The 17,914-nt window shown below is 69.7% G+C and carries 14 protein-coding genes and 3 pseudogenes; 12 read left to right on the forward strand and 5 right to left on the reverse strand.

Annotated elements, in window-relative coordinates; genetic code table 11:
* Nucleotides 1-21: 21 nt before the first annotated feature.
* The 6 genes and pseudogenes from OG928_RS44285 to OG928_RS44310 all read left to right on the forward strand — a co-directional run bounded on the left by OG928_RS44285 (nt 22) and on the right by OG928_RS44310 (nt 6,925).
* Nucleotides 22-1,025, forward strand: a pseudogene (locus OG928_RS44285) (IS5 family transposase).
* A 75-nt stretch (nt 1,026-1,100) separates the two neighbouring features.
* Nucleotides 1,101-1,946, forward strand: a complete 846-nt coding sequence (locus OG928_RS44290) for a hypothetical protein (RefSeq protein WP_331767684.1) — start codon at nt 1,101-1,103, stop codon at nt 1,944-1,946.
* A gap of 239 nt (nt 1,947-2,185) precedes the next feature.
* Nucleotides 2,186-3,637, forward strand: coding sequence for a cytosine permease (locus OG928_RS44295; RefSeq protein WP_331767685.1), 1,452 nt, complete (start codon nt 2,186-2,188; stop codon nt 3,635-3,637).
* Between the two features lie 334 nt (nt 3,638-3,971).
* Nucleotides 3,972-5,213 (forward strand): SLC13 family permease, encoded by a 1,242-nt coding sequence (locus tag OG928_RS44300; RefSeq protein ID WP_331768333.1) that lies wholly within the window; start codon nt 3,972-3,974, stop codon nt 5,211-5,213.
* Nucleotides 5,214-5,432: 219 nt separating this feature from the next.
* Nucleotides 5,433-6,050 (forward strand): TetR/AcrR family transcriptional regulator, encoded by a 618-nt coding sequence (locus OG928_RS44305; RefSeq protein ID WP_331767686.1) that lies wholly within the window; start codon nt 5,433-5,435, stop codon nt 6,048-6,050.
* Nucleotides 6,047-6,925, forward strand: coding sequence for an ABC transporter six-transmembrane domain-containing protein (locus OG928_RS44310; RefSeq protein WP_331767687.1), 879 nt, complete (start codon nt 6,047-6,049; stop codon nt 6,923-6,925). The genes OG928_RS44305 and OG928_RS44310 overlap by 4 nt, the downstream gene beginning before the upstream one ends.
* 199 nt (nt 6,926-7,124) lie before the next feature.
* On the opposite strand, the pseudogene OG928_RS44315 reads toward OG928_RS44310, so the two are convergent.
* Nucleotides 7,125-7,351 (reverse strand): annotated as a pseudogene (locus OG928_RS44315) (ABC transporter ATP-binding protein); the annotation flags it as partial.
* 497 nt (nt 7,352-7,848) lie between these two features.
* Here OG928_RS44315 and OG928_RS44320 point away from each other — a divergent pair.
* Nucleotides 7,849-8,700, forward strand: coding sequence for an alpha/beta fold hydrolase (locus OG928_RS44320; RefSeq protein WP_331767688.1), 852 nt, complete (start codon nt 7,849-7,851; stop codon nt 8,698-8,700).
* Nucleotides 8,701-8,778: 78 nt separating this feature from the next.
* On the opposite strand, the gene OG928_RS44325 is transcribed toward OG928_RS44320, so the two are convergent.
* The gene (locus OG928_RS44325; protein WP_331767689.1) at nt 8,779-9,375 is read right to left on the reverse strand and encodes a TetR family transcriptional regulator; all 597 of its coding nucleotides are present in this window, start codon (nt 9,373-9,375) and stop codon (nt 8,779-8,781) included.
* 86 nt (nt 9,376-9,461) lie between these two features.
* On the opposite strand from OG928_RS44325, the gene OG928_RS44330 reads away from it, so the two are divergent.
* The 3 genes from OG928_RS44330 to OG928_RS44340 all read left to right on the forward strand — a co-directional run bounded on the left by OG928_RS44330 (nt 9,462) and on the right by OG928_RS44340 (nt 12,356).
* Nucleotides 9,462-10,184, forward strand: coding sequence for an NAD(P)H-binding protein (locus tag OG928_RS44330; protein ID WP_331767690.1), 723 nt, complete (start codon nt 9,462-9,464; stop codon nt 10,182-10,184).
* Nucleotides 10,181-10,558: a TIGR03618 family F420-dependent PPOX class oxidoreductase gene (locus OG928_RS44335; protein ID WP_331767691.1), complete on the forward strand. Its 378-nt coding sequence runs from the start codon at nt 10,181-10,183 to the stop codon at nt 10,556-10,558. Before OG928_RS44330 ends, OG928_RS44335 begins: the two co-directional genes overlap by 4 nt.
* Nucleotides 10,559-11,039: 481 nt before the next feature.
* A complete protein-coding gene (locus tag OG928_RS44340) occupies nt 11,040-12,356 on the forward strand; it encodes an ice-binding family protein (RefSeq protein WP_331767692.1) in 1,317 nt (438 codons plus the stop codon).
* A gap of 448 nt (nt 12,357-12,804) precedes the next feature.
* Here the strand turns inward: OG928_RS44340 and OG928_RS44345 are convergent, their stop codons facing one another.
* From OG928_RS44345 to OG928_RS44355, 3 genes are all read right to left on the reverse strand, one after another.
* Complete coding sequence (locus OG928_RS44345) at nt 12,805-14,106, reverse strand: IPT/TIG domain-containing protein (protein WP_331767693.1); 1,302 nt, start codon at nt 14,104-14,106, stop codon at nt 12,805-12,807.
* 166 nt (nt 14,107-14,272) lie between these two features.
* Nucleotides 14,273-15,019, reverse strand: a complete 747-nt coding sequence (locus tag OG928_RS44350; protein WP_331767694.1) for an IPT/TIG domain-containing protein — start codon at nt 15,017-15,019, stop codon at nt 14,273-14,275.
* Nucleotides 15,020-16,009: 990 nt separating this feature from the next.
* Complete coding sequence (locus OG928_RS44355; RefSeq protein WP_331767695.1) at nt 16,010-17,179, reverse strand: aminotransferase class I/II-fold pyridoxal phosphate-dependent enzyme; 1,170 nt, start codon at nt 17,177-17,179, stop codon at nt 16,010-16,012.
* 150 nt (nt 17,180-17,329) lie between these two features.
* Between OG928_RS44355 and OG928_RS44360 the strand changes: the two are divergent.
* Nucleotides 17,330-17,497, forward strand: a pseudogene (locus tag OG928_RS44360) (AsnC family protein); the annotation flags it as partial.
* A gap of 229 nt (nt 17,498-17,726) precedes the next feature.
* Complete coding sequence (locus OG928_RS44365) at nt 17,727-17,900, forward strand: hypothetical protein (RefSeq protein WP_331768361.1); 174 nt, start codon at nt 17,727-17,729, stop codon at nt 17,898-17,900.
* Nucleotides 17,901-17,914 lie beyond the last annotated feature (14 nt).

Genomic DNA, 17,914 nt, shown 5'->3' on the forward strand with positions numbered 1-17,914 from the left:
GTTGCTTGATACAAGGTCGGGATGACGCGTGGTGATCTGGCCGATGGCGAGTGGGAGTTGGTCGAGCCGTTCCTCCCGATCGGGGAGCGCGGCCCGTATCCGGGGCGGTTGCGGGACTGCTTCGACGGGGTGATGTGGCGTTTTCGCACGGGCAGTCCGTGGCGGGACGTTCCCGAGCGGTACGGGCCCTGGCAGACCGTCTACCAGCGGTTCCACGCGTGGGCCCTGGCGGGGACGTTCCGGGCCCTGATGGAGGCGATGATCGCCGAGGCCGCCGCCCGCGGGCAGGTCGAACTCGGCCTGGTGAGCGTGGACTCCACCGTCGTTCGTGCGCATCAGGACGCGGCCGGGATGGTCGTCGACGCCGAACTCCTGCGGGAGGTGGAGAAGGCCGTCGACGAGGAAAAGGGGATTCTCGAAAGGGGCAAAAGGGGCCGGTGACGGAGGGGGTGCCCGCAGCGGGGGACGAGGCGGCGCGCGCGGAGCGTCGGCGGGTGCGGCGCCGACACCGGGCCAGGCTGAGGACGGCCGCATTGGGCCGTTCGCGCGGCGGACTCTCCGCGAAGATCCACCTGTCGGCCGACCGCCGCTGCCGGCCGCTGTCCTTCGTGGTCACTCCCGGACAAGCCGCCGACAACCCGCGCTTCGTCGCCGTCGTCGAGGGGATCCGGGTCCGGGGCCCCGTCGGCCGACCTCGCACCCGACCCGGCGCCGTCGCCGCCGACAAGGCCTACTCCAGTCGCGCCACCCGCCTCTACCTGCGCAGACGCCGGATCAAGGCGGTCATCCCCGAGAAGGTCGACCAGGCCGCCAACCGCAAGAAGAAGGGCTCACGCGGAGGTCGACCGATCGGCCACGACGCCACGCTCTACAAGGACCGCAACACCGTCGAGCGCTGCATCCACAAGATCAAGGCATGGCGAGGCCTGGCCACCCGATACGACAAGACGCCCGACAGCTACCTCGCCGGACTCCACCTCCGCGGCGCAATCCTCTGGCTCCGCAGCCTCCGACCCACCACATGATCCGAACCCAGAACAGGCTCTAGCGGGCGCGGATCAAGGTGTCGGAGGAGGAACCTGGGCGGCGCGCTGGAGGGGTTGGTCAGCAAATACACCAGCGGTTACGGCGGCACGGCGATCCAGATCGAGCTCACCTCGGCTTTCTTCGCCGGCACGATCGACGCAGAGACCGCGATGGAACGATGGCTGGACAACGGCAGCGCCTTCGACTGGACCGAATTTCCCGGACGGATCGGGGGTCTTGCGGTCCGTGCGGTCAGCGCCGTCACCAGTACCGCGCACCGCCGGGCGCCGGCTCGACTGCTGAGGTTCTGGAGCCTCTCGCCGCCGGCCGAACCGGGTTTGCAGCGAGGTCTGTTGGACAGCGAGGAGCGGGCCGCGCCGGCCGACGAGAACGGCACACTGATGCCGTTGGACATCACCATGCTTCATGGCGACTGGGGCCGGTCCCATTCCGGTGCCACCCGGAACATCGCGGCGTTTCTGCAACGGGGGACCGTGCCCCGCCCCGCTGGTCTCCTCGACATCCAAGCGGTGCCCGAAGGCTGGGCCACGCCCGAGCGGCTGCACCGACTGGTCGACGAACTGGAGCGCGGCGGACCGGTCCCCTTCGACCCCGCCGCGGCCGCCCGGCTCGCCGAAGCCACCGACCTCGACCGCGCCGCGGCGGCCCTGCTGATGGCAGGTCTACCGCACATCACGGACCCCGAGCACAACTTCCTGCCGCCGGAGACCCGTAAGGCCCTGGGCCTGAAGGTGACGGACGCCCGGACCGCCCGCGACAGGCTCCGGCGCATACCGGAGATTGCCCGTCTGGAGCTGTACGACGCCGCCATGCCCGACGACCCGGCCGAGTTGTGGGACCAGGCCGCGATGGCGGAGCGGCTGGCGGCGGCGTGGAAGGGTGCGGGGGCCGGGTTCTGACCCAGGCGGATCTCGATGCTTGGCGAACATATGTTCGAATTATATGAGGTCGGTGGCTCCCTCCACCTGGATCGGCAGCTCGGTGAAGCGGGTGGCGCGCGCGAGGATGGTGGTGTCGTGCGGCGTCCAGCGCATGAAATTATTCATTCAGGATCTTGAACTCTGTTCATCTCCATGCCAGATTCGGCGGGACAGACACAGTTCGGCGTGATCGCCGCTACGCCTTGGGAGTCACGCACATGCCGATCGAGCAAACCTCCGACGGGGGCCTCGCGATGGAACGCCGCACCATCGAGGTGATCCCCGACGCGGAGCGGCACGGTACGCCGCTCAGCCAGTTCACCCTGTGGTTCGGCGCCAACATGCAGATCACCGCGATAGTCGACGGCGCCTTGGCGGTGGTCTTCGGCGCCGACGCGCTCTGGGCGATATTCGCCCTGCTCATCGGCAACGTGCTGGGCGGCGCCGTGATGGCGCTGCACTCGGCGCAGGGGCCGCGGCTCGGGGTCCCGCAGATGATCTCCAGCCGGGCGCAGTTCGGCGTCTTCGGTGCGGTCCTGCCGCTGCTGCTGGTGATCCTGATGTACCTCGGCTTCGCCGCGACCGGCACCGTCCTGGCCGGCCAGGCGGTCTGTGAGATGCTGCACATCGACAACGCCAAGGTCGGCATCCTGATCTTCGGCGCGCTGACCGCGGTGGTGGCGGTCACCGGCTACCGGCTGATCCACCTCGCCGGCCGCATCGCGACCGTCGTCGGCGTGCTCGGCCTCGGCTACCTGATGATTCGCCTCTTCACGCAGTACGACGTCGGCGCGCACGTGGGCGAAAAGGGCTTCGACGTCGCGACGTTCCTGCTCGCCGTCGGCCTCGGCGCCGGGTGGCAGCTCACCTTCGGCCCCTACGTCGCCGACTACTCGCGCTACCTGCCGCGACACACCAGCCAGAGCGCGACGTTCTGGTCGACGTTCGCAGGCTCGGTGGTCGGATCGCAGATCGCCATGACGCTGGGCGCGCTCACCGCGGCCGTCGCGGGCAAGGCGTTCCTGCCGGACCAGGTCGGCTTCCTCGGCGATCTGGCGGGCCCCGCGTTCCTGGCGTTCCTCATCTACCTGGTGATCGTGGTCGGCAAGCTGACCGTCAACTGCCTGAACGCGTACGGCGGCTTCATGTCGATCCTGACGATCGTGACGGCGTTCGACGGGCGTTCGCGGATCTCGCAGGTCGCCCGCGCCGCGTACATCATCGGGTTCACCGCGGTCTCGGTGGTCATCGCGATGGCGGCCAGCGCGGACTTCCTGACCAACTTCAAGAACTTCGTGCTGCTGCTCCTGATGGTCTTCACGCCGTGGAGCGCGATCAACCTCGTCGACTACTACCTCATCTCGCGCGAGCGCGTCGACATCCCCGCGCTGTACGACCCGAACGGCCGTTACGGCCGCTGGAACGTCACCGCCCTGACCTGCTACGTCGTCGGCGTGGTGGTGCAGATCCCGTTCCTGGCCACCAAGCTGTACACCGGCGCGATCACCAAGAAGCTGGAAGGCGCGGACATCTCCTGGATCGTCGGCCTCGTGGTCACGTCGGCGCTCTACTACCTGTGGGCGCGCCGTACCGCGAACCCGCCCGCCGAGACCATCCGCCCCGCCGAGCCGCAGGCCGACGACACCCGCACCGAGGCGCCGGTCGGCTGACGCCGCAGACCCCGCACAGACGGGTCGATCTCCTGCCGCCGCACAAGAACACGCCGCCTCCGAGCGGTCCCTCGCACCGGGACCGCACGGAGGCGGCACGGTTGTGTTCGAGGGCACTTCGGCCGAGCTGGTCAAAGGCGGAGGGCTCGGCGACGGCCGATTTCCTGTGAGCGGCGCCGGAGTTCGCCGAGCGGTCGCGGACGAACTGATCCCCGGGCGCACCCCGGAGCCGGTCGCCCGCGCGGTGGCCGGCATTCTGGGCGACCGCGTACGAACTCCGTACGCGCATCCGGTTTCGGGTCGGCGCCGTTCGACATCTGCGGGGGAGAACACCTTGAGCACCGCCGTCGCCGAGTCGTTGTCGGTCGCCCTGCTGGTGGCCGTGCTCGCGTTCGCGGTCGGGCGACCGCGCGGGTTGCCGGAGGCGGTGGCGGCGGTCCCCGCGGCGGGGCTGGTGATCGCGCTCGGGGCGGTGCCGTTCGACGACGCCTGGGCGCAGGTGCGAACGCTGTCGCCGGTGGTCGCGTTCCTGGCGGCCGTGCTGGTGTTGGCCAAACTGTGCGCGGACGAGGGGCTGTTCGTCGCCGCCGGGCAGGCGGTGGCGCGATGGTGTGGCAAGCGGCCGGGGCGGTTGTTGCCGGGGGTGTTCGCGGTCGCCGCGGTGGTGACGGCCGTGCTGAGCCTGGACGCGACGGTCGTACTGCTGACGCCGGTGGTCTTCGCGACGGCGGCGCGGGTGGGGGCGCGGACCCGGCCGCACGCGTACGCGTGCGCGCATCTGGCCAATTCGGCGTCGTTGCTGCTGCCGGTGTCGAATCTGACCAACCTGCTCGCGTTCACGGTGAGTGGGCTGTCGTTCGGGCGGTTCGCGGCGCTGATGGCGTTGCCGTGGGTGGCGGCGATGGCGGTCGAGTACGGGGTCTTCCGGTGGTTCTTCCGGGCCGATCTGGCCGCGCCGCTCGAACCGGTCGAGGAGGCGCTGCCGGTCGAGGTGCCGGTGTTCGTCCTGGTCGTGTTGGGCGGCACGCTCGCCGGGTTCGCGGTGACCTCGTTCGCCGGCGTCGAGCCGGTGTGGGCCGCGCTCGCGGGCGTGCTGGTGCTCGGCGCGCGGGCGCTGTATCGCGGGCGAGCGAGCGTGCGCGGCCTGCTCGGCGCGACCGATCCGCTGTTTTGCCTGTTCGTGCTCGCGCTCGGGGTCGTGGTGACCGCCGTGGTCGACAACGGACTCGGGTCCGCGCTGGCGCGGGTACTGCCGGCCGGGTCGTCGTGGCCCGCGCTGCTGGCGACCGCCGCGGTGGCCGCGGCGCTGGCGAACCTGATCAACAATCTGCCCGCGGTCCTCGCGCTGCTCCCGCTGACCGTGAGCGGCGGTCCGGGCCCGGTCCTCGCCGTGCTGATCGGCGTGAACCTGGGCCCGAACCTCACCTACGTCGGCTCGCTCGCGACCCTGCTGTGGCGTCGCGTGCTGCGCGAGCACGACGCCGACGCGAACCTGGCCGTGTTCACCCGACTCGGGTTGCTGACCGTCCCACTGGGCCTGCTCGCGTCGACGACGGCCCTGTGGGCCGTGCTCTAGCCTCAAAAGGCTCATGCTCCGACTCTCCCGTGCCCGTATCCGTACAGTGATCCCCGTGACACCCGGTGTTGTCTCGGCGGGGGAGGACAATCGGGATCAGCGCACTCCCGGCAGGCCGTCGACAGCCGCCCCGGCTCGTGATCGCCTGCGTCGCGGAGTGCCGGGCGGCGGCACGGAAATGTCGTCGCCGAGCACCACGCCGTTCGATAGAGTGAATGAATGTTCATTCATGAAGTGGGATCACGGCAGGTACAGCTGCTGGACGCGGCGTGTCGGCTGATCGCCCGCAGCGGGGTCCGGCGCTTGCGGATGGAGGATCTGGCGCGCGAGGCGGGGGTGTCGGTCGGCTTGCCCTATCGGTACTTCGCGGGTCGTGCCGAATTACTGGTCGGCGTGCTGTCGTACGTCGCGTCCGGTGACGCGAGGTATCGGCGCAAGGAGGCGCTCGAACCCGACGACTGCGGACAAGACTCCCCGGAAACGGCGTTGACGCTCGCACTGACCGACGAAATCGCGGACGAACCCGACGCGATACGACTCGCGCGCGTGTGGAGCGAACTGTATGCCGAGTCGTTGTTCGACGACGGACTTCGTCGGCGGCTGCACGACGTGAACCTGGCTTGGATCGACGAGATCACGGGTCTCCTCGCCGATTGCGTGCGGCGCCCGGCCGAGACGCTCCGTCCCGCCGGCATGCGGCTGATCGCAGCGGTCGAGGGCTTCCACAGCTGGTGGGTCCTCGGGATGATCGATGCGGACCAGGCCCGCGAGAGCATCCTGGCCGCCATCGAGGACACCATCGCACGGTCCCGCGAGACCGGGCCCGGCATCCGATGACCGCGTCCGCCCACTGGCCCGCGGTGATCGTGCGATCCCGCCGACGCATCGCGGCGACCTACGCCTTGGCCGTGGTCGAACTGGCCTGTGAAACCTCCTACCCCTGGGCCGTGGGCGTGGCCATCGACGGGCTGCTCGCCGACCGCCCCCGCGCCATGGTGCCGCTGGTCGCGATCTGGGTGCTCCACGCGGCGGTCGGTGTGGCTCGCCAGGCGTACGACACGCGGCTGTTCACCCGCCTCTACGCCGAGGCGGTCACCGAGATGATCGACCGCCAGGGCCGCTCGGGCACCTCGACCGCCGTGTTGGCGGGTCGCTCCGCATTGGCCCGCGAGCTCGTCGACTTCTTCGAGCGGGACGTGCCCGCCCTGCTCACGGCGATCCTGGGCTGTGTGGGGTCGTTGGCCCTGCTGACCGCCTACGACGCGCGCGCCGGCGGGGTCGCGCTGCTGATGCTCGTCCCGGTCGCCCTCCTCAACTGGCACTACAGCCGACGAGCCGTCGTCCTCAACGAGGCGATCAACGACGCCGCCGAGGAAGAGGTCGACATCATCGCGTCCGGTCATCGCCCCGCCGTCGTCGAACACTTCCGGCACCTCGCCCGACTCAGGGTGCGACTGTCCGACGCCGAGGCCCGCACCTGGGGCATCACCGAACTGTTCTCGGTCGCCACCGCGATCGGCGCACTGTTCCTGCTCACCACACCGACACCCACCAGCCCCGGTCACATCTTCGCGGCCATGACCTACCTCTTCGCCTTCATCTACGGACTCGACGCGGTTCCCAACGCGGTCGAACGCACCATCCAGGCATACGACATCGCCGCCCGACTGAGCTCCGAGGACGACCAGCCCCAACCGCGCAAAGCCCTGTGAGTTCTCGGAACGCGCGCTCCACCCCTGTGCACCACTCCCGGGTGGAGCGACGAAGGTCACCGAGGGCGCCGGGGCCCGCGCGGCCGGACTCGCGATGCGCTTCAACCGGTCGAAGCCGCCCGGGCCCGCCGATGCTCGGCCAACGGCGCGCGGCGGTTCGGCACATGCGCTCGGCAGGTCACCGGGCCACGGCCAGGCAGTCCTGGCCGCCGACCCGTACCGCGCCCTCGTACGCGTGGGGCGGGACGTTCACGGCCAGGATCGACGCGAGGTCGGCCGCCGCGCGCGGCTGGTAGGCGGCGATTGCCACGAACTCACCAGCGGCACCAGGAACTTCAGCTTGCGCAGAGACTCGTATCGGACGCAGTCGACCTCGAGGTCGCCGCCTGCGGCCGGGCGCCCCACCCCCGGGGTCGCTATCGGCGGCCAGGGCCCGCGCCCCGGCCTCGTCCAACACCTCGACGCCGAGTTCGCGCACCCGCCACGACACGGCGGTGACCTTCTCGCGGAAGGCGTCCTCTGCCGGTGCGGTCGAGGACAGCTGCTGCGTGATCAGGAAGAACCCGTGACATGCCACTCCCATCGTGCGAGGGCAGTCGCCTGCCAGGCGTGGGGAAATACGAGAGGTGGGCACGTCGACGGGGCGGCCCGCCTGGAACTTAGGTGAGCCTAAGTTAAACCTGTGAAGCTGTCGACAGGGCAAAACGGGCAACCCGCCACAGGCGCACGAAACGAGGCCGTGGCGGTCGGTCAGGCCCGGTGTTCGACGACCCACGCCGCCCACGCCGCCGGGCCGATCGCCGCGGAAGAAAGACGCCGGCAGGGCGATGAGTTCGCGCGCCGGATGGGGTCTGACAAAGCAAAGCCGTTGAGGCCGGCACGACAGCAACGGGCACCACCGGAACAAGGACACAGGAGTCTTCATGAGCATCACGCACACGGTCACGTCCGCCGACGGCACCACGATTGCGTACGACCGGCACGCCCCGACGGGCGACAGCCGCGGGACGGTGGTCCTCGTCGGCGGCGCCTTCAGCTACCGGAAGTTCCCGAAGATGGTGGAACTGGCGGAGATGCTCGCCGGCTCGTATGGGCTGACCGTCGTCAACTACGACCGCCGCGGCCGCGGCGACAGCGGCGACACCCCGGGCCGATACAACCCCGCGCAGGAGGTCGACGACCTGGCCGCACTGGTCGCCGCCGAGGGCGGTTCGGCGGCGCTGTTCGGCTGGTCCTCCGGCGCGGTGCTGGCGCTGCGCGCCGCCGGCTCCGGACAGGTCCCCGGGATCAGCCGGGTGGTGGCCTTCGAGCCGCCCTTCGTCGTCGACCGCACCCGCCACGTACCGCCGTCGGACCTGGCCGCGACGCTGCACGGCTTGGTCGCCGCCGACCGGCGCAGCCAGACCGTGCGGTACTTCATGACCAAGGCGATAGGCATTCCCGCTCCGTTCGTGAGCCTGATGCGGATCACCCCGATGTGGTCCAAGCTCACCGCGGTGGCCGGCTCCACCCCGCACGACTGGGCGGTGATGGCCGAGCACATGCGCGGGGAGCCACTCGACCCGGCCGACTGGGCCGGCGTACAGGTGCCGGTGCTGGTGCTCTCCGGCGGTCGCAGCGACGCCCTGCTGCGCACCGCCGCCCGCGCCGCCACCGCGGCGCTGCCCGACGCCCGGCACACCGAGATCCCGAAGCTCAGCCACAACCCGAACGTCCGGCTGCTGGCGCCACCCGCGGGCGAGTTCCTCACCACCCACGTGGCCCCGACCACCTGACCGGCACGATCCGATCCGGTCCAGGGCGCGTCAAGCCAGTCGTGCAGGCGGGTGGTTGATGTCGCCGGCCCGCAGCGGTCAGGCCGCGATGCGGCGCGCCCCGCTTCGCACCCGTCCGCCCTGAAGCGCCGCCCGAAGCGTCGGCCCCAGCACCCGCCGCACGTCGGCCGGGGACAACCGCTCCGCGGCCGGCAGCGGTTGCAGGTACCGCGTGAAGATCAAACCGCCGATCACCGTGACGACGGCGGTCGCGCGCTCGGTCGCGTCCGTCCCGCCGAGATATTCAGCAATCTGCGGGAGTACCTCGCCATCGAGGTACTCCCGCAGGACTGCCATCACGTCCTCGTCCTGGAGTGCGTCGCGGTTGACCACCGTGGCGTCCCACAGGTCCGTGACAGCCTCCAGGATCCTGTCGGCGACGCCCGCCGGGTCACCGCGCAGCGCCTCGGCGAGCCCCAGCGACTCGGCGCAGTGCAGCTCCGTGACCTCGCCGAACAGCCGTTGCTTCGACCCGAAGTGGTACTTGATGAGCGCTTGGTCGACGCCGGCCGCCGCGGCGATGGCTCGCAGGGTCGTGCGACGGTATCCGTGCTCGAGGAACAGGCCACGTGCGGCTTCGGCGATGAGCGCTCTGGTCGGCGGGTTGCCCCGCGGACGGCCCCGGGATTTATTCATCGTCTTTGAATACCACGCCTTCGCCCCGGCAGAGTCAACGCCTGTCGAGCCCCCGGACAGCGGGGGCGGGAACAAGGAGCGAACACATGCGCATCACCGTCTTCGGCGCCACCGGACCGACCGGCCGTCAGCTCACCGACCAGGCCCTTGCCGCCGGCCACCTCGTCACCGCCGTCTCCCGACGAGCAGACGCCCTGGCTCCCCGCGCGGGCCTCACCGTCGCCGGTGTGGACGTGGCCGACGCGGATGCCGTCGCCTCGGTCGTCGCGGGCAGCGACGCGGTGGTCTCAGCGCTGGGAGTGCCGCCGACCCGGGACCTGGTCACGGTCTACTCGGGCGGCGTACGGAACATCCTCGCGGGCATGGAACACCACGGCGTGAAGCGCCTGTTGGCGGTCAGCTCCAGCGTGACAGACCCCGCCTGGCGACCGACCGGCGAGCACTTCTTCAACCTCGTCATGGATCCGCTGGTCAATCGCAAGGTGGCGAAGACGGCACACGACGACATGCGCCGTATGGAAGCCCTGATGCGGGCAAGCGATCTGGACTGGACGATCGTGCGTCCGGGCGGGCTGTTCGAGCACCACGAGGTGACGAACTACGAAATCGGCGAGGACAGCGTCGACGGGCTCTACACCGCGCGGACCGATCTCGCCGCCGGCATGTTGAGCCAACTGGAAGACGGTCGGTTCGTCGGAAAGGCCATGGGAGTGGCGACCCGGGACGTCCCGATGAGCATCCCCAGGATGATCTGGCGCCAGGTCAAGGCGGAGAAGAAGGCCAAGGCACAGAAGAAGGCGGACAAGTGAAGCCGTCCGCCGAAACCCTGCTGGCGTCGCCGAGTGTCGGGACGCTGACGACACTTCGTCCCGACGGCTCGCCGCACGTGGTAACCGTCCGCTTCACCTGGGACGGCGCGTCGGGACTGGTCCGCGTTCTGACGATCGACACGACGCGCAAGGCACGGAACGTGCTGGCCGCTCCGCGAAGCCGGGCCGCGATCTGCCAGCCGGAGGGCTTCCGGTGGATCACCTTGGAAGGCCCCGCGACGCTGTCCGCCGATCCGCGGCGAGTCGACGAAGGTGTCCGCCGCTACGCCGACCGGTACGGATCGCCGCCGCCCGATCCGCCGGGGCGCGTGGTCATCGAGATCGCGGTGGACCGCGTGTTGGGGCTCCACTGAGGACCGCACGCGCGAGGGCCGACCCCGGCGGCGGGTGCGGTCGGCCGGGCGGCCAACCACTCGCCGACGGACCGGACTTCGGCATGGCCGGACACGGTTCCGAGGCTGACGTGGCCGACTTGCCTCACAACCCTTCGTCACCTTCGACGGCACAGGACAACGGTGGTGTGACTGAGCGCGCTACATGGCGGCTCTCGCCAGGTGACGTGTTCGGAAGTGACGTGGTCGATCGGGCTACTCGGACGCTGTGTTGCTCGCGGGGGGTGCATGGGTGGTGCGGCGGTGGTGCGTTGGAGACGGCCGCTCGACGCGAAGTACCGAGCACGCCCCGCCTTTCGGGTGACATGAGGTTCTCGGCATTGCCGCGGCACTTCGCCGGTGGGCTACTTGAGTGACGAAGTGGAACCGTTGCGGTCGTCGACGGGCGGGTCGGCTCGAGAGACGTCCCGTCCGTCGACCGATGGATTCAGGGAGCGACCTTATGCCGGTCTCACCAGACCAGGGATCCACTGGCGGAGGCGACGCGGTGACCCTCACCGGCAGCCACTTCACCGGCACCATCGGCGTGCGCTACGGCTCCCGCCAGGCCGCGAGCTTCACGGTCGTCAGCGACACCACCACCGCCACCGTCACCCCCTCCGGCCAAGGCCCTGTTCCGGTCTCCGTGACAACCGCCGGAGGGACGGGGATCGTCGGCACCTTCTACTACCTGCCGCCGCCCTCCTTTCGCCTCACCCCGCCTCCCGCGGGCCCCCTGGCCGGTGGCAATACGGTGACTCTCACCGGCCTCGGCCTCTACACGACGAGCGAGGTTCGATTCGGCACGCAGGTCGCCGAATTCACCGTCGACTCCGACGGCCGACTCACCGTGACGGTCCCCGCGGCGGCAGCCGCGGGCCCGGTTGCGGTCACCGTGCGCACCAGGGGTGGCATCGGCGGCGGAGTCGCGTACACGTACCTCGACTCGCCGTCGATCACCGTCGTCACCCTCGACTCGGGTCCGGTCGACGGCGGCAATCTGGTCGTCATCACCGGGACCGCGTTCTCGTACGCCACCAGCGTCACCTTTGGGGGCATACCCGCTCTCTCCTACCGGATCGCATCCGACACGGAGATCGACGCCGTGGTACCAGCGGGGGCGCTCGGCTCGGCCGATGTCTCCGTCACCACCCTCGGTGGCACCACATCCGCCTCGGACGCCTATACCTATCTGGGACGCTTCGCGGTACTGGGCGGACAGTCGGTCACCAACACCGGCCTCACCACCGTCACCGGAGACCTCGGCGTGAGCCCGGGAGTGTCCGTGACCGGATTCCCGCCCGGCCAGGTGAACGGAACCATCCACATCTCGGATGCGGACGCCGTTCAGGCCCACGCCGATCTGGTCGCGACGTACGACGACGCCGTCGGCCGGATCCCGGACGCAAGCATCTCCGGAGACCTCGGCGGCCTGACGCTGACTCCCGGCGTCTACAACGCCGTGTCTTCCATCGGGCTCACCGGCACGCTCACGCTGGACGCCGAGGGCGACCGCAACGCCGACTGGATCTTTCAAATCGGATCGACCCTGACGACGGCAACCGCAAGCGGTGTGCTCCTCACCAACGGCGCCACGGCCCGCAACGTCATCTGGCTGATCGGAAGTTCGGCCACTCTGGGCACCGACACCGCCCTGGCCGGCAGGGTTCTGGCGCAGACATCGATCACGCTGAACGCCGGCACGACGGTCAACGGCCAAGTGCTGGCCCGCGACGGCTCCGTGACGCTGGACAACAACAGCGTCACCCGACCGTGGTGAAGAAACCCACACGCTGCGGATGACGCGACAACCACGCCCCGCGGCCTCACCGGAAGCGCCGAGGCGTCTTCGCCGCACCGGGCCCTGTGAAGCCCAAGACGCGCGGAACGACCGCCTCGAACCGAGCCCGAAGGCTGGATGTTCAACCCGGCCCCGGGAGCACCGCGACCCGCACCGGCCTGCGCAGCGTGATCCGCGACGAGAACACCGGGCCCGACTTCTCGTGCGGACGCGCCGTTCGGGGTCGTCCCCTCAGTGGAAGGGACGACCCCGAACGGTTCGTCGGCATTTGGCGCCGGCGCTGCCAAGCCCGAAATCGCCGCCCCCGGGCGGCCGTTGGGATCCGCGAGGCGATGGCGCGCGAGCAGTGGTCGAGCTCGTCGCGAGACCGCGAACGGACTACGGCGGCTCGACTGCCGTCGGGCGGGTCTCACACGCGTTGGGCATCTCACACACTCGGTGGCAGAACTCTTGTGTACGTCTGGCCAGTGCTGGTTCCACCGGGTGTCTCGACGGTGACGTTGACCGATCCCGCCGGCCCCGCCGGAGCGATCGCGACGAGTCCGGTGTCGGAGACGACGGTGAAGGCGGCGAGGGTGACGCCGAAACGCACCGCCCCGGCGAGAGTGAGGTTGGCACCCGTCACGGTGACGATGTTGCCGGCGGAGGTCGGTCCTTGGGCCGGGGAAAGTGCTGAGAGCACAGGCACGAGAACGTAGACGTACGGGAAGTCGTTGCCGGTGCCGCCCGGCGTGGTGACCGTGACTTGAACCGTGCCGGTTCCGGCGGGGACGACGGCGGTGATCTGGGTGGCGGAGACCACGGTGAACGATGTCGCCGACGTGGTGCCGAACTTCACCGCGCTGGTGCCGGTGAAACCGGTCCCGCTCAGCGTGACCGTGTTGCCGCCCGAGATCGGCCCCTGAGCCGGGTCGACCCCGATGACCACCGGCGCGGAGACATAGAAGTAGAAAATGTTCGGAGCGCTGGTGCCACTCAGGGTGGTGACGGTTACGGCGACCGGACCGGGGGTTCCGGCGGGGACGACGGCGGTGATCTGGGTGCCGGAGACCACGGTGAACGATGTCGCCGACGTGGTCCCGAACTTCACCGCGCTGGTGCCGGCGAACCCGGTCCCGGTCAGCGTGACCGTGTTGCCGCCCGAGGCCGGCCCCTGCGCCGGGGCAAGCACCGTGACGACAGGCGCGCCGGCATAGGTGTAGGTGATGCCGTTGCTGGTGCCGTTCGGGGTGGTGACGGTTACGGCGACCGGGCCGAGGGCTCCGGCCGGAACGACGGCGGTGATTTGTACGGCGGAGACCACGGTGAACGATGTCGCCGACGTGGTGCCGAACTTCACCGCGCTGGTGCCGGTGAAACCAGTGCCGCTCAGCGTGACCGTGTTGCCGCCCGAGGCCGGCCCCTGCGCCGGGGACACCGCCGAAACGAACGGGACGTAGGTGTAGGTGATGCCGTTGCTCGTGCCGCTTGGGGTGGTGACGGTTACGGAGACCGGGCCGGGAGTTCCGGCGGGAACGACGGCGGTGATCTGGGTGGCGGAGACCACGGTGAACGATGTCGCCGACGTGGTACCGAACTTCACCGCGGTAGTGCCGGTGAAACCGCTCCCGCTCAGCGTCGCCGTGTTGCCGCCCGCAGCCGACCCCTGCGCCGGGGAAAGCACCGAAATGACAGGCGCGGCGAGTACGGCTTCCTGGCCGACGGTTTGTTGAAACTCGGGATGATTCACAGCCTTCAGTCCTCTGTCTCGCGCAAGGGTGAGCCACGGCCGAGAGCGGGCCGTCCGCCGTGGCTCGGTGCGGGTGTCCGGTGTTCCTCGTCGGACACGGACGACGAAGCGATGTCCGATCGGACGTTCCGAGCGATCCCGGCGGCGGGCCACCGCCGGGGGCGCATCAGATGCCGGGGCCGGCGACGTAGGTGAAGGCACCCGTGTCGGTGGCGGTTCCGGCCGGGTTGGTGACGGCGACGTCGGCGGGTCCTGCGGCGCCCACCGGGGAGACGGCGGATACCGAGGTGCTCGAGATGACCGAGAACGGCGCCACCGTGCCGTCGAACGTGACCTGTTCGGTGCTCCCCAGGTTGGTGCCGGTGATGGTCACCGCCGTACCGCCGGACGTGGGGCCCTCGGCGGGGGTGACGAGGGTGACGGTGGGGGCGTCGATGTAGGTGTACGTCAGACCGTTGTTGGTCCCTCCTGCGGTGGTGACGGTGACGCCCACCGGGCCGGCCGCCGCGCCGGCCGGCACGATGACGGTGATCACGCTGTCGGACACGACCGTGGGGGCCGCACTGTTCGCGCCGAACGAAACGCTGGTGGCGGTCGACAGCCCGGTGCCGTTGATGGTGACGCTCTCGCCGCCCGCGGTGGCTCCGGAGGTGGCGCTCAGCGAGGCCTTGAACGGCGCGCCGACGTAGAAGAACGGGATCGGGTTGCTGGTCCCGCCCGGGGTGGTGATGGTCACGCCGACCGTGCCGCTGCCGGACGGGGAAACGGCGGTGACCGTTGTGGGGGACACGTTGGTGACACTGGTGGCCGGCTTGGTTCCGAACTTCACCGCGGTGGTGCCGGTGAGGTTTGTGCCGGTTACGGTCACCAGGGTTCCGCCCCCGGTGGATCCTTGGTTCGGTGAGATGGGCACGATTTCCTCCTTGTTGACTTGCTCGATCCGGAACTGGGTTGTGCGCTGGTCCGAACGGTTGCGCCGATCCTTGGGGGTGGTCTCGTGCACCGACGGTTTCGGGCACGAGCGGATCCCGACCGGGTCGCCGGAATCGGCGACCTGGATGACGCCCCGGGCAAGGGCTGAAGGAGAAAGAGACGAATCACGGTGTGTCCCGGCCGGTCTCTACTGGCCTGAAACGGGTCACCGGGCCGGTCGGCGCCGAGTCTTCGACACCGACCGGCCTATCCAAGATCCCAACAGGGGTGCCCATCACCGCACCTGGCGTGGAAGCCGCTCAACCCTTGGTTCAGGGGTGTCGGCGCTGCGCTGAATGCCGTGTCCCCCGAGAGGATGGGCGCCCACCGGTTGGATGTTTCCAGTAACCCATACGTGTGAATCCAGCCACAAGGGTTCCGCCATCCGCTCACTCTGATGGCGGGGCGCAGCAGGGGTGCGTCGGCGCACGATCTCGCGGTTCGCGATCCGCTCCCACGCTTTTCGCGCGCTGCCCGCCGCCCCTTTCCGCCCCGGAGGAACCGTCGGAGCGGCAGCTGCGCCGCCGCTCGACAGCGTCCGCGTCGCGGCGACCGCGACCCGACACCCGCGCATCGGGACATGGAGCCCACCGGGCCGGTGCTCACCACCACATCCAACGCGCCGGGACCGTCTCGCCGCATCCCGGGGCAACGATTCCCGTCGCAGGTACCGCAGTTCGCGCAGCGCGCTGCATCGCCGACTACGGATCCGCGCGCCCGGCGGTGGCGCCCGACTACCGATACGTGACTGATTCCGCTGCCCGCGTTCCCTCGTAACGTCTTCCTCGTCGGTCCCCGAGGGCTACGACCCGACTCCCTTCGACAAGGCGATGCGGGCGGCCCTGTCGGCCGAGTAGCCCGCGGGTGTGTCGTGTCGGTGAGATACGTCGCGGGCCCGCGCACCGCCCCCGGGCCGAGGGCGTGTCGGGGTCTACGTCGGGCCGGGTGCGTGTCGTTCGACGGCGGTACGCATGCGATCGAGGATCTCTTCGAGGACTCCTCGGGTGGTGGCGAAATTGAGCCGGGTGAAGCCGTCTCCGCCGGGTCCGAAATCGGGGCCGGGGCTGAGCCGGACCCCGGCGTGGTCGAGAAAGAACGCGGTCGGATCGGCGTCGAGTCCGAGTGCGCGGCAGTCCAGCCAGGCCAGGTAGGTCGCCTCGGGAAGGTGGTGGCGAATTCCGGAGGGCAAGGATTCGGCGACCATGCGGCGGTTGCGTGCGAGTGTCGCCCGCGCCTCGGCCAACCAGGCGTCGCCCTCCTGCCACGCCGCCAGAGTGGCCAGCACACTGAGCGAGCTGACCTCACCGAACAGCAGGGGCGGTTGACTCTCCAGGGCCCTGCGGACGCGGCGGTCTCCGATATGTGCGACCGAACAGCGCAGGCCGGCCAGGTTGAAGGCCTTGCCGGCCGAGGTCAGGGTGATCGTCCGGTCGGCGGTCTCAGGGTTCAGGGAGCCGATCGGGATGTGCCGGTTCGGCGCGTGGGTGAGGTCGGCATGGATCTCGTCCGAGATGATCAGGAGATCGTGACGGGCGGCGATCTCCGCCAACTCGGAGAGCTCCCGGCGGTTCATGACCCGGCCGGTGGGGTTGTGCGGGTTGACCAGCAGGAGTGCCCGGCAGCCGTGGCGGCGTACGTCCTCGGCCAGTCGCTTCGTGTCGAAGGACCAGCCGTCGCCGTCGTCGACCATGGGGATCGGCAGAAGTCGACGATTCATGTCGGTCAGGGTCCGCAGGAACGGCGGGTAGGCCGGCACGTGCATCGCGATGGTGTCCCCGGGACGGGTCGCGACATGGAGCACGACTTGGAGCGCCTGAATCAACTCCGTGAACAGGCGCACGTGTCGGGGGTCGAGCACGAAGTCGTGGTGGTGTCTCATCCGTTCGGCGAAGGCCTGGTTGAGCGGGTTTGCTTCGGGGTGGTCGTCCCAGGCCGGGTAGCCGAGGTCGGCGTCGAGATTGCGCAGGAGCGCGTCACGCACCGGAGGCGCGACGGGGAAGTCCTGATCCGCGATCCACGCGGGCAGGACATCGGGCTTGACCGTGCCCCACTTGACACCGGACCGCTGCCGCAGGGAATCGAGGGAGACATCGTCGAACACGCAGGGGCTCCGATCCATTGAAGGTAGCCGCAGACCGGGCGTCGGCCGCTCGGCCGCCCGTCCATGAAGGGCATCCGAGGTCGTCGGCCGCGGGCATCGCGGCGGTGGACGCGCGCCGGCCGTCCTCGGGTGCGGAATGCGCTTGCGTCGATGATCGTAGGACGAACACCGGTCCACGCGATTGACGATTTTCGCGGCTTCGTGCAACTTTATTGCGTGCCCTCGATTCCTTCTCTCGACGAGACAGATCACCTGCTGCTCGACCTTGTGCAGACCGACGCGACCCAGCCTCTGCACGAACTGGGTGAGAAGGTGGGCCTGTCCCCGAGTGCCGTACAGCGCAGGCTGACCCGGTTGCGCCGCACGGGCGTGATCCGTGCCGAGGTCGCCGTCCTCGACCGGCAGGCGGTGGGACTGGGTCTGACGACGGTGGCGCTCGTGGAGTTGGTGGAAAACGACGACGCACAGCACACGGCCTTCTGCGCACGGCTACGGGCGGAGCCGACGGCGCAGCAGTGCCACTCCGTCCTCGGCCAGGGACTACGTCGTGGTGCTGGTCACCGCCGACCTCACGGCGTACCGAGAGGTGTCCCGGAAGCTCTTCATCGAGGACAAAACGGTGCGCAGGTACGAAACCCTCCTGACCTACGAGGAGGTCAAGCCGGGGCTCAAGCTTCCGCTCCCCGGCTCCGGGCACCCGGGTGCCTCGGGCCATTCGTAGATTCCGAGGTTACG

Source organism: Embleya sp. NBC_00896, assembly GCF_045207785.1.
Lineage (GTDB): Bacteria > Actinomycetota > Actinomycetes > Streptomycetales > Streptomycetaceae > Embleya.